Source organism: Pseudomonas sp. HP_01, from assembly GCF_055284355.1.
Map to the genome: position 1 here is coordinate 54,923 of NZ_JBTOPV010000009.1, position 12,622 is coordinate 67,544.

The 12,622-nt window shown below is 61.1% G+C and carries 10 protein-coding genes; 6 read left to right on the plus strand and 4 right to left on the minus strand.

Going from position 1 to position 12,622, the window contains the following annotated elements:
• The first annotated feature begins 9 nt into the window (after positions 1-9).
• From ACYAR8_RS07255 to ACYAR8_RS07280, 6 genes are all read left to right on the plus strand, one after another.
• Entirely contained in the window at positions 10-891 is an 882-nt protein-coding gene (locus ACYAR8_RS07255) for an ABC transporter ATP-binding protein (RefSeq protein ID WP_463579492.1), read from the plus strand.
• Between the two features lie 22 nt (positions 892-913).
• Complete coding sequence (locus ACYAR8_RS07260; protein ID WP_463579493.1) at positions 914-1,780, plus strand: ABC transporter permease; 867 nt, start codon at positions 914-916, stop codon at positions 1,778-1,780.
• 89 nt (positions 1,781-1,869) lie between these two features.
• Complete coding sequence (locus ACYAR8_RS07265; RefSeq protein WP_463579494.1) at positions 1,870-2,904, plus strand: ABC transporter substrate-binding protein; 1,035 nt, start codon at positions 1,870-1,872, stop codon at positions 2,902-2,904.
• Between the two features lie 567 nt (positions 2,905-3,471).
• Positions 3,472-4,611: an efflux RND transporter periplasmic adaptor subunit gene (locus ACYAR8_RS07270; RefSeq protein WP_463579495.1), complete on the plus strand. Its 1,140-nt coding sequence runs from the start codon at positions 3,472-3,474 to the stop codon at positions 4,609-4,611.
• On the plus strand, positions 4,608-5,678 hold the full coding sequence (locus ACYAR8_RS07275) for an efflux RND transporter periplasmic adaptor subunit (protein ID WP_463579496.1): 1,071 nt from the start codon (positions 4,608-4,610) through the stop codon (positions 5,676-5,678). The genes ACYAR8_RS07270 and ACYAR8_RS07275 overlap by 4 nt, the downstream gene beginning before the upstream one ends.
• Positions 5,675-8,821 (plus strand): efflux RND transporter permease subunit, encoded by a 3,147-nt coding sequence (locus tag ACYAR8_RS07280; RefSeq protein WP_108120999.1) that lies wholly within the window; start codon positions 5,675-5,677, stop codon positions 8,819-8,821. The genes ACYAR8_RS07275 and ACYAR8_RS07280 overlap by 4 nt, the downstream gene beginning before the upstream one ends.
• 78 nt (positions 8,822-8,899) lie before the next feature.
• On the opposite strand, the gene ACYAR8_RS07285 is transcribed toward ACYAR8_RS07280, so the two are convergent.
• The 4 genes from ACYAR8_RS07285 to ACYAR8_RS07300 all read right to left on the minus strand — a co-directional run bounded on the left by ACYAR8_RS07285 (position 8,900) and on the right by ACYAR8_RS07300 (position 12,421).
• Positions 8,900-9,526, minus strand: coding sequence for a class I SAM-dependent methyltransferase (locus ACYAR8_RS07285; protein WP_463579497.1), 627 nt, complete (start codon positions 9,524-9,526; stop codon positions 8,900-8,902).
• Between the two features lie 345 nt (positions 9,527-9,871).
• Positions 9,872-10,516, minus strand: coding sequence for a methionine ABC transporter permease (locus ACYAR8_RS07290; RefSeq protein ID WP_074890122.1), 645 nt, complete (start codon positions 10,514-10,516; stop codon positions 9,872-9,874).
• Positions 10,506-11,624: a methionine ABC transporter ATP-binding protein gene (locus ACYAR8_RS07295; protein ID WP_463579498.1), complete on the minus strand. Its 1,119-nt coding sequence runs from the start codon at positions 11,622-11,624 to the stop codon at positions 10,506-10,508. The genes ACYAR8_RS07290 and ACYAR8_RS07295 overlap by 11 nt, the downstream gene beginning before the upstream one ends.
• A gap of 2 nt (positions 11,625-11,626) precedes the next feature.
• The gene (locus ACYAR8_RS07300) at positions 11,627-12,421 is read right to left on the minus strand and encodes a MetQ/NlpA family ABC transporter substrate-binding protein (protein ID WP_463579499.1); all 795 of its coding nucleotides are present in this window, start codon (positions 12,419-12,421) and stop codon (positions 11,627-11,629) included.
• Between the last annotated feature and the right edge of the window lie 201 nt (positions 12,422-12,622).

A 12,622-nucleotide genomic window follows, 5' to 3' on the forward strand; every position in this document is an offset into this window, starting at 1 on the left:
GAGAGCTCCATGAATGCCGCTCTGCAAAGCCACACGGCTAGCGATCGCTTGAACGCGCAACAGGCCAGTCAGCCCACTGCTGAAGCGCTGCTGCAAGTACAGGGCGTCAGCCTTGAATACCGCACGCCGGAGCGCGTGGTGCGGGCCACCCATCAAGTCAGTTTTGAAATCGATCCTGGCGACCGCTTTGTCCTGCTCGGCCCGTCGGGCTGCGGCAAGTCAACGCTGCTCAAGGCCGTGGCCGGGTTCATTCAGCCCAGCGAAGGGCAGATTCGACTGGCCGGTCAGCAGGTCACGGAACCGGGGCCGGACCGAATTGTGGTGTTTCAGGAGTTCGACCAGTTGCCGCCGTGGAAGACGGTGATCCAGAACGTCATGTTTCCGCTGCTGGCCTCGCGCACCCTCAAGCGTCGTGAAGCCGAGGAGCGTGCGCGGTATTACCTGGAAAAGGTCGGCCTGAGCGCCTTCGCCGATGCCTATCCGCACACGTTGTCCGGCGGCATGAAGGCGCGCGTGGCAATTGCCCGTGCGCTGGCGATGCAGCCGAAAATCCTGCTGATGGACGAGCCCTTCGCCGCGCTTGATGCGCTCACCCGCCGCAAGATGCAGGAAGAGCTGCTGGAGTTGTGGGAAGAGGTGCGCTTCACGCTGCTGTTCGTGACCCACTCCATCGAGGAAGCACTGGTGGTGGGCAACCGGATTCTGCTGCTGTCGCCCCATCCGGGCCGCGTGCGCGCCGAGATCAACAGCCATCAGTACACCCTGAAAAGCCTCGGCGGCGTTGAGTTTCAGGCGTCTGCGCAGCGCGTTCACCGGCTGCTGTTCGACGAAGGCGAAGCGCCTGCGGTCGAGCCGGATCTGCGGTTTCAGGATGTTCGTATTGCCTATTAACAGCGCTTTGAGAGACATACCCATGAGCCTTTCACCCCCACTGCGGGAAGAATACGAAGTCGTGCTGGAGCCTTTCACTCAGGAAGACCTGGCCCGCGACATTCCCCTCGCGCAACGTATCTGGCAGGTCAGCTGGGTGCGTAAAGCCGTCATCCTGGTGGCCCTGGCGATCATCTGGGAAATCGCCGCGCGCATTCAGGGCAACGACCTGCTGCTGCCGAGCTTTCTGCAAACCGCTTCGGCGTTTATCGACGGCATCGTCAGCGGCGAATTGCTGACCAAGGTCTGGATTTCTCTGACGGTGCTGGTCAAGGGCTACCTGATCGGCATCGTCCTGGCGTTCGGGCTGACGACGCTGGCGGTATCGACCCAGCTGGGTCGCGACCTGCTGGGCACGCTGACGGCGATGTTCAACCCGTTGCCGGCCATCGCGCTGCTGCCGCTATCGCTGTTGTGGTTCGGCCTGGGTGAAAACAGCCTGATCTTCGTACTGGTGCATTCCGTGCTCTGGGCGCTGGCCTTGAATACCTACGCGGGATTCCTCGGCGTCTCTGAAACCCAGCGCATGGCCGGGCGCAATTACGGCCTCAAGGGCCTGCGGTTCGTCTGGTACATCCTGATCCCTGCGGCGCTGCCGTCGATTCTCGCGGGCCTGAAAATCGGCTGGGCCTTTGCCTGGCGAACCCTCATCGCCGCTGAACTGGTGTTCGGCGCGTCTTCGGGCAAGGGCGGTCTGGGCTGGTACATCTTCCAGAATCGCAACGAGCTGTACACCGACAAGGTGTTCGCGGGCCTGGCGGCGGTGATCATCATCGGTCTGCTGGTGGAAAACCTGCTGTTCAGCAACGTCGAGCGCCTGACCGTGAAGCGGTGGGGCATGCAGCGCTGATCTGTTTTTTTCAAACGAACGCTCCGCCTCGCGGCCGCTGGATGGGCAATGAGGTCGTTACTCCCTTTCGCCCTCATCGTGAGAACTGTATGGATTTTTTAAAGACAGCTGCACCGTCCAAGCGCCCGACACTGACCACGCTCGCCGCCGCCCTGGGACTGGCTGGCGCGTTGCTGAGCAGCGGCGCCCACGCTGAAGGCAAGATCAGCATCGCCCAGCAGTTCGGCATCGGTTATCTGATTCTGGACGTCGTTCAGCAGCAGAAGCTGATCGAGAAGCACGGCAAGGAGCAGGACCTGGACATCAAGGTCGACTGGAACAGCATCTCCGGCGCCACCGCGATGAATGAAGCCCTCTTGGCTGGCGCGCTGGACGTGGTGTCCGCGGGCGTGCCGCCGATGCTGACCATCTGGGACCGCACCAGGGGCAAGCAGAACGTCAAGGCAATCGCCTCGCTGGGCTCGATGCCCAACTACCTGCTCAGCAACAACCCGAACGTGAAAACCCTCAACGACTTCACCGACAAGGACCGCATCGCGGTGCCGGCGGCGGGCGTGGGTTTCCAGTCGCGTACGTTGCAGATCGAAACCGCCAAGCTGTTCGGGAACGAGAATTTCAAGAAGTTCGACAACATCTCCGTCAGCCTGCCGCACCCGGACGCCACGTCGGCGCTTATTGCCGGCGGTTCGGAGATCAGCGCGCACTTCTCCAGTCCGCCTTTTCAGTATCAGGAGCTGGAAAACCCCAAGGTTCATAAAGTGCTGAGTTCGTACGATGTGCTGGGCGGCCAGGCGACGTTCAACGTGCTCTACACCACTCAGAAATTCCACGACGAAAACCCGAAGACCTACAAAGCGTTCTACGACGCCCTGGCCGAGGCCGAGAAAATCATCAAAGCCGACAAACCTGCGGCGGCGAAGACCTACATCGACGTCGAGAAATCGAAATTGCCGTTGCCGCTGGTGGAGAAGATCGTCTCCGACCCTGAGATCGACTTCACCGTCGTGCCCCAGCGCACGTTCATCTACGCCGAAAAACTGCACGAGCTGGGTGTGCTGAAAAACAAGGCTGACAGCTGGAAGGATTTCTTCTTCGAAGAAGCCCACGGCGGCGCGGGGAGTTGATCCTCGATGTTTGATCGGGCTGTCTAGATAGGCCAGCCAGGGGAGGCGGTGTGTCAGTCACGCCGCCTTCGCGACCGTCGTAACCTCCGATTGCTCCTACAGGGGAGTTTGCGTCCGGCGCAGATGCTTGGCGCGGCGTGTACCTGTAGGAGTGAGCTTGCTCGCGAATGCGGTGTGTCCGCCAACATTGATGTCACAGACCCAACCCCTTCGCGACCGTCGTAACCTCCGATTGCTCCTACAGGAGATTGGCGTCCGTCGAAGATATTCGCCGCGGGCACCAGACCGATCTACGTCAGACGCAGATGCTGGGCACGCCGTGTACCTGTGGGAGCGACCGGGGTGGCGCTCCACCTTGCCCGCGAATGCATTGTGTCTGCCAACATCGATGTAACAGACCATCCCCCATCGCGAACAGGCGCGCTCTAGCGTAAATTGGCGTGCGACATAGAGCCCGGCAGAGTTCGTTACCCCAAGGAACCCTGATCTACGCTCACAGTCGCATGAGCACATCGCAATGGCGTCCGGCGGCGCGGTGTCGCAACGGCATTGGCACAAGGAGCTTGCATGCCCGCCCAACCCTCTCTGTTTCTTGGTCGTCTGACCGTTCTTTCCATCGGTTTGAGCCTGGCCGTTCTCGCCGGCTGTGACAAGGAAAAGCCCCAGGACCCGGTGTTGCCCCGCGTCCAGATCCAGGACGTCAAAACCAGTGAATACGCCGCCGCGGTCGCGCTGACCGGGGATGTGCAGGCGCGGGTGCAGACGCAGCTTTCGTTCCGCGTGGGCGGCAAGATCATTCAGCGTTCGGTCGATGTCGGCGATCGGGTGTCGGCCAAACAAGTGCTGGCCAAACTCGACCCCAAAGACCTGCAGACCAACGTCGACTCCGCTATCGCTGCCGTTGCCGCTGAGCAGGCGCGCGTGAAACAGACCTCTGCGGCCTTCGTGCGCCAGGGAAAACTGCTGCCCAAGGGCTACACCAGCCGCAGTGAATACGATTCAGCCCAGGCGCAATTGCGCGGCAGTCAGAGCGCGCTCAAAGCCGCTCAGGCGCAACTGGCCAACGCCCGCGAGCAGCTGAGTTACACCGCATTGATCGCCGATGCGCCCGGTATCATTACCGCGCGGCAGGCTGAGGTGGGCCAGGTCGTGCAGCCAACGGCGCCGATCTTCAGCCTGGCCCGCGATGGCGAGCGTGACGCCGTGTTCGACGTTTACGAATCGCTGTTCGTCAACCCGCCCACCGACCAGCCGGTCGAAGTGACGTTGCTGGACAACCCCAAGGTCAAGGCCGTCGGTAAAGTCCGCGAAGTCACCCCGGCCGTTTCAGCGCAGACGGGCACGCTGCAAGTGAAAATCTCACTCAGCTCACTGCCGCCGGGCATGGACCTGGGTTCGGTGGTCAGTGCCGCCCTGACCGTACCGGCCAAGACCAGCGTCGAGCTGCCATGGTCAGCGCTGACCAAAGGCCTGGGCGATCAGCTCGGCAAACCTGCCGTTTGGGTGGTCGATGGCGACAACAAGGTCAGCCTGCGCAGCGTGACCGTTGGGCGCTACCTCACAGGCAAGGTGATCATCGTCGACGGTCTGAAGAATGGTGAAAAAGTGGTCGTTGCCGGTAATCAGTTATTGCACCCCGATATGCAAGTCGAACTCGCCGACGTGCACCCCGAGCCCGCGAAGCAATCGGCAGGAGCCCAGCAATGAAGCGCTTGTCAGGGGTTGTGTTGGCCGGTCTGCTGTTGAGCGCCTGCAGCAAGGAAGAACCGCCACCGGAGCCGGTTCGGCCGGTCCTGTTCATCGAGGTGAAGCCACAGGCCCAAGAAAGCCTGGGTCGCTTCGCCGGCAACATTGCCGCGCGCTATGAAAGCACCCTGGGCTTTCGCGTTTCGGGTCGCATCGCCCAGCGCAGTGTCGATGTCGGCGCTCAGGTCAAGAAGGGCGACCTGCTCGCCGTGCTCGACCCGACGGACCAACAGAACCAGGTGCGCTCGACCCAGGGCGATCTGGCCCGGGTCGAGGCCCAGTTGATCAACGCCCAGGCCAATGCACGGCGGCAGCATGAGTTGTTTGATCGCGGCGTTGGCGCCCAGGCCGCGCTGGATGTCGCAGTCACCGACCTGAAAACCACTCAGTCTTCCTATGATCAGGCCAAGGCCGCGATGCAACAGGCCAAGGATCAGTTGAGCTACAGCGAGCTACGCGCCGATCACGATGCCGTGGTCACCCAATGGAAAGTCGAGGCCGGCCAAGTGGTCAGCGCAGGCGAGCAGGTGGTGACACTGGCGCGCCCGGACATCAAGGAAGCGGTCATTGACCTGCCGGCGCAACTGGGCGATCAACTGCCCAGCGACGTGGTGTTCACAGTCGCCAGCCAGCTGGAGCCGGAGATCAACACCACCGCAACCGTTCGAGAACTCGAGCCTCAGGCCGAAAGCACCACGCGCACCCGTCGCGCACGTTTGACCCTGGCGGACACGCCGGCGGCCTTCCGATTGGGTACAGCGATCAGCGTGACCCTCAGCTCGGCGATCAAACCGCGCATCGAGCTGCCCGCCACCTCCGTGCAGGAGGTCGACGGCAAAACGCAGATCTGGGTCATCGACATGCAGAATCAGACGGTTTCCCCACGCGTCGTCACGGTCGTCAGCCGCAGTGATGATTCCGTGGTACTGGCCGGTGGCGTCAACGATGGCGATCGCGTTGTGACCGCCGGCGTCAACAGCCTCAAGCCGGGGCAGAAAATCAAAGTCGATAAGGAAAGCCCACGATGAAAGGGACGTTCAACCTCTCCGATTGGGCGATCAAGCATCAGTCTTTCGTCTGGTACCTGATGTTCGTCGGCCTGCTGATGGGCGTGTTTTCCTACATGAACCTGGGCCGTGAAGAAGACCCTTCGTTCACCATCAAGACCATGGTCATACAAACCCGCTGGCCGGGCGCGACGGTGGATGAAACCCTTGAGCAGGTGACTGACCGCATCGAGAAAAAGCTCGAAGAGCTCGATTCCCTCGACTACGTGAAGAGCTACACCCGGCCGGGCGAGTCCACTGTTATGGTTTACCTGCGCGACACCACCAGCGCTGAGGCCATTCCTGACATCTGGTACCAGGTGCGCAAGAAGATCGACGACATTCGCGGGCAATTTCCCCAAGGTATTCAAGGCCCGGCGTTCAATGATGAGTTCGGCGACGTTTACGGCTCGATCTACGCTTTCACCTCTGACGGCCTGACCCTGCGCCAGCTGCGCGACTATGTGGAGCAAGTGCGCGTCCAGATCCGCGACGTGCCGGGCCTGGGCAAAGTCGAAATGATCGGCGAGCAGGACGAGGTGCTGTACCTGAACTTCTCCACCCGCAAGCTGGCGGCGCTGGGGCTGGATCAGCGTCAGGTCGTGCAAAGCCTGCAATCGCAAAACACCGTGACGCCTGCCGGGGTCATCGAGGCGGGTCCTGAGCGCATTTCAGTGCGCACTTCCGGCCAGTTCGCGTCGGAAAAAGACCTGGAAAACGTCAACCTGCGCCTCAATGATCGCTTCTATCGCTTGAGCGACATCGCTGAAATCACCCGCGGCTACGTCGATCCGCCCAAGCCGCTGTTCCGCTTCGATGGCAAGCCAGCGATTGGGCTGGCCATTGCCATGAAGAAAGGCGGCAACGTTCAGGAGTTCGGCAAGCAGTTACACGAGCGCATGACCGCCGCGACCGCCGACCTGCCGATTGGCGTCGGCGTGAATGTGGTTTCCGATCAGGCGCAAGTGGTCGAGAAAGCCGTCGGTGGTTTCACCAGCGCGCTGTTCGAAGCGGTGGTGATCGTGTTGATCGTCAGCTTCATCAGCCTCGGCATGCGCGCCGGTCTGGTGGTTGCCTGCTCGATTCCGCTGGTGCTGGCGATGGTCTTTGTGTTCATGGAATACAGCGGCATCACCATGCAGCGTATTTCCCTGGGCGCCCTGATTATTGCCCTCGGCCTGTTGGTCGATGACGCGATGATCACGGTGGAGATGATGGTGTCACGCCTTGAGAAAGGCGAAACCAAAGCTCAGGCCGCGACCTACGCCTACACCTCGACGGCCTTCCCGATGCTCACCGGTACGCTGGTGACGGTTGCGGGCTTCGTGCCGATTGGCCTGAACGCCAGCTCGGCGGGGGAATACACCTTCACACTGTTTGCGGTGATCGCTGTCGCGATGCTGGTGTCGTGGGTCGTCGCGGTGCTGTTCGCCCCGGTGATCGGCGTGCACATCCTCAGCGAGAACGTGAAAAAGCACGACGAGAACGCCAAGCCCGGACGCATCGCACGGGCCTTCAACGGCTCGATGTTCTGGGCCATGCGTCACCGCTGGTTGACCATCATCATCACGATTTTGCTGTTTGCCACGTCGCTGTTCTGCATGCGCTTCGTGCAGAACCAGTTCTTCCCGTCATCGGACCGCCCGGAGATTCTGGTCGACCTCAACCTGCCGCAGAACGCGTCGATCAACGAGACCCGCCGCGCGGTGGACAAGCTCGAGGCGACCCTCAAGGACGATCCCGACATCGTCAGCTGGAGCACGTACATCGGCGAAGGCGCGGTGCGTTTCTACCTGCCGCTGGATCAGCAGCTGGAGAACCCGTACTACGCGCAGTTGGTCATCGTCAGCAAAGGGCTGGAAGAGCGCGGCGCGTTGACCGAGCGTTTGAAAAAACGCCTGCGTGATGATTTCGTCGGCATCGGCACCTACGTTCAGGCACTGGAAATGGGGCCGCCGGTGGGGCGTCCGATTCAGTACCGGGTCAGCGGCGAAAACATTGATGAAGTGCGCCAGCACGCCATCGAACTCGCCACGCTGTTGGACAAAAACCAGCATATCGGCGAGATGATTTACGACTGGAACGAGCCGGGTAAAGTCCTGCGTATCGACATCAATCAAGACAAGGCGCGGCAACTGGGCTTGTCGTCCGAGGACGTCGCACAGTTGATGAACAGCATCGTGACCGGCTCGGCGGTGACTCAGGTGCGCGACGATATCTATCTGATCAACGTCGTCGGCCGCGCGGTGGATTCCGAGCGCGGATCGCCGGAAACCCTGCAGAACCTGCAGATCGTTACGCCCCAGGGCACATCGATTCCGCTGCTGGCATTTGCCAACGTGCGCTATGAACTGGAACAGCCGCTGGTGTGGCGTCGTGATCGTAAACCGACGATTACGCTCAAGGCGGCAGTGAGCGACGACATGCAGCCGACCGATCTGGTCAAGGAACTCAAGCCCGAGATCGACAAGTTCGCTGCCGGTTTGCCGGTGGGCTACAAGGTCGCCACGGGCGGTACGGTGGAGGAGAGCGGCAAGGCCCAAGGGCCAATCGCCAAGGTCGTGCCGTTGATGATCTTCCTGATGGCCACGTTCCTGATGATCCAGCTGCACAGCGTGCAGAAGATGTTCATCGTTGCGAGCGTGGCGCCGTTGGGGCTGATAGGCGTGGTGCTGGCGCTGGTGCCGACCGGAACGCCCATGGGCTTTGTGGCGATCCTCGGCATTCTGGCGCTGATTGGCATCATCATCCGCAACTCGGTGATTCTGGTGACGCAGATTCATGAGTATGAAGTGGCCGGCTATCTGCCGTGGGATGCGGTGGCGGAAGCGACCGAGCACCGCCGTCGGCCGATTCTGCTCACCGCTGCCGCGGCAAGCCTGGGCATGATCCCCATCGCCCGCGAAGTGTTCTGGGGGCCGATGGCTTACGCGATGATCGGCGGGATCATCATCGCGACCCTGCTGACGCTACTGTTCCTGCCAGCGCTTTACGTGGCCTGGTACAAGATCAAGGAGCCGAGTGACGAGGAGCGTCAGAAAGCTGAGCGGGAGAAGCAGGAAAAGAGTGCGGAGAATGAGCGCGACCAAGGCGGCGCGGACGAAAAGCCGACGCCTGCTCGATAAAATAAAGGCGAGCCGGAATCTGTTCCGGCTCGCCTTGTTGGTGACGAATCTTTTGCTGCGTGAAAAGCCTGAAACCCTTCAAGCCTTGCGCCAGACACTCGCCAGCCACGGCTGCTGGTCCCTCGGCAATCCCGGCGGTCGGTAGTAGTGCTCGACCTCAATGAACCCGGCTTCAGTCAGCAGTACGGTCCATGACGCCAGGTCATGAAAGGCACCGTAGCGCTCGCCTTTCCAGCCTTCCTGGTTGTCGCCACGGGGATTGGAGCTGAACAACACGCCGCCGGGCTTCAACGCGGCGCGCAGTTGGCGCAGCACCCGAGGCAACTCCTGACGGGGGACGTGGAAAAGCGAGGCGTTGGCGAATATGCCGTCGAACCGTTCGGCGGGCAGGTTCAGCTCAAGGAAGTTCTGATGGAGCACGTCGCAGCCGCTGTCGGCACGGGCCATGTCGGCGAAGCGTTCGGAGCCATCCAGGCCGGTGGCGATGTGGCCCATGGCAGAAAATGTCTGAAGATCACGCCCTGGTCCGCACCCGAAATCGAGAATCTGGAACGGCGCCGGGCCGGTGATATTGCGCAGCAACGCATCAATGTTCTGGCTCACATCATGGTCGCGGGTCCCTTCGCGAAAACCCTCGGCGACATCGTTGTAATTGCCGAGGGTGGTGGCCGTGATCTGGGCGAGGTCTTCTGAGTCGAGTTTCATGGGGCGAGTGTCTGGGCGAATAAGGCCGCCAATATACTCCGCTCGCGGACTTCAACGCCGCTCTGGCATCAGATTGGCGCCTGACGTAAAGGCTGGTGCGGGGACGAACCTGTAGGGGTGACTGGGGTGGCGCTCCACCTTGCTCGCGAATGCGTCGTGTCAGTCAGCATCCAGGTCACAGACCCACCGCTTTCGCGACCGTCGTAACCTCCGATTGCTCCTACAGTTGATTTGCATCGGACACGGATTCGGGAGGCGTGGCACAAACCTGTAGGAGTGAGCTTGCTCGCGATCTGGCGCGAAGCGGCAGTAAATGGCCAATGCAACGTCGGCAATCGCTGCGTGCTAGCGCTTGTTCAGCCGCAACGCCAACCGATCCCCGCCCAACTGAATCGCCGCCACCAATACCACCAGCAACACGATCACGGTGAGCATCACTTGCGTGTCAAACCGCTGATAGCCATATCGGTAAGCGATATCCCCCAATCCACCGGCGCCAATCGCGCCCGCCATGGCCGATGAATTGATCATCGTCACTATCGTGATGGTAAATCCGCCGACAATCCCCGGCAGTGCTTCGGGCAGCAGCACGTGCCAGACGATGTGCCAGCGGCGGCAGCCCATCGCCTGTGCTGCTTCGATCAAACCGTGATCGACTTCGCGCAGGCTGACTTCCGCAATGCGCGCAAAGAACGGCGTCGCCGCAATGGTCAGTGGCACCACCGCCGCCCACACGCCGTAGGTCGTGCCGACGATCAGCCGCGTGAACGGGATCAGCGCGACCATCAGAATCAGGAAAGGCACTGAACGGAAAATATTCACGAACGCACCCAGCACCTTATTGATGGTGGGCGCTTCAAAGATGCCGCCCTTGCCGCTGGTGACCAGAATCACCGCCAGCGGAATGCCCAGCATCAACGCGATCAGCGACGACACGCCGACCATCAGGAATGTATCGATAACCCCCTGCCACAGACGATCAAGCCACATAACCCACTACCTCCGCCTGCTGCGCATGTTTACGGGCGCGAATCAGTAGTTCCTCAACCGACAGTGGCGAATGACTGATCGCCAGCAACAGATGACCCAGCGCTCGCCCCTGAATGCGTTCGACGCCGCCATGCAGCAGGCTCACCTGCCCGCCGAAGGCGCTGAACAACGCTGACAGGTCAGGCTCGCTGCCGGTGAATTGCAGATCCAGCACAACGCTGGCGTGATACTCGGAAGGGTGCGACTGCAGACGCGCTTGCACATCCTCCGGCAGCGCGTGTTGCAGGGGCGCCAGCAGCGTCTTGCTCACCTCATGCTGCGGATTGCCGAATACCTGCCAGACCGGGCCCTGCTCGACCACTTCGCCTTTTTCCAGCACCACCACGCGATCACAGATTTCCCGGATCACCGCCATCTCGTGGGTGATCAAAATGATCGTCAGGCTCAGGCGCTGGTTGATCTCGCGCAGCAGGCCGAGAATCGATTGCGTGGTCTCCGGGTCGAGTGCGGACGTCGCCTCGTCGCACAGCAGAATCGCCGGATCATGCACCAACGCCCGGGCGATGCCGACGCGCTGCTTCTGCCCGCCCGACAACTGCGCCGGATACGCCTTGTGCTTGCCTTCCAGCCCTACCAACTCCAGCAATTCGGCGACTTTGCGCTGACGCTGTTCCTTCGGCACGCCGGCCACTTTCAGCGGCAATTCGACGTTCTGCCAAACGGTTTTGGCTGACATCAGATTGAAGTGCTGAAAGATCATGCCGATGCGTCGGCGCAGCGCCACCAGCGTGTCCTCGTTGAAGTCGCCGATGTCCACCTGATCGATCAGCACGCGCCCGGTGCTGGGTTTCTCCAGACGATTGATGGTGCGGATCAGCGATGATTTGCCTGCGCCGCTGCGGCCGATGATGCCGAACACCTCGCCGCGCTGGATATCCAGATCGATGTCCTGAAGTGCCGGCACCTGCCCTTGCGGACCTTCATAGACCTTGCCCAGATTGATGAAGCGCACATGGGCGTGCTGCTTTTGCGGATGCAGTTCGGCTTGTACGGCGGCATGGGGGGCATCACCCCCAGGCGCTAAAACGCGTTGCGCGGATGCACTCATGATCAATTCTTCCAGCCAACCTGATACAGCGAGCCATTGACCTTATCCAGGGAGGCGCGCACGACCGGTGAGTGTTGGTAGATGTCGATGAACCTGGCCAGGCGCGGGTCATCCTTGTGGTCCGGTTTGATGACGAACTGAATCACGTATTCCGGGTGGTCGAGGCCGTCGAACAGAATCGCCGAGCCGGCATCGAAGGTCTTCGACAGACGAATGTAGGCCGGGTAGCCCTGCACCAGATCGGCATCGTCATAGGCGCGCACCAACTGCACGGCTTCGACCTGAATCAGCTTTATCTTCTTCGGGTTGGCGGTGATGTCGTCTTCGGTGGCCTTGTAGCCCACGCCCGGTTTCAGGGTGATCAAGCCGGCCTTCGCCAACAGCTGCAGGCCGCGACCGCTGTTGATCGGGTCATTGGCGATAGCGACGGTGGCGCCGTTTGGCAGCTCATCGAAGCTTTTGTACTTCTTCGAATACAACCCGACGTTGTTGATGATGCCCGGCGCGTAGGGCACCAGATCGAAGCCGGACGCGGCCTTGGCGTTCTCCAGAAACGGAATGTGCTGGAAATAATTCACGTCGATGTCACCAGCATTGAGGCTCACGTTGGGCGCGATCCAGTCGGTGAATTCCACCAGCTCGACCTTCAGGCCTTGTTTCTCGGCTTCGGCGACGGCGGCCTCCAGCGGGATGGCGAAGGCGGCGGTGGTGCCGACTTTGAGCGGTTGATCGGCAGCGTGGGTGAAGTTGGCAAACAGGCCCAGGGACAGCGCGAGGGTGAGGAGGGTTTTGGTCATGGCGTGTAATCCGGTTCAGTGGTCTGGTTTGAATGCTTGGGTGTCTGTGAAGCCGTCTCGCGAGCAAGCTCACTCCTACAGGGGCCGAGCTCGCTCACGTCATGTGTGAATAAATTACTGCCTCTGTGGGCGACTCCCTGTCGTCCAGACGCCACGCTTTGGCGCAGCAAACACAACCTGTAGGAGTGAGCTTGCTCGCGA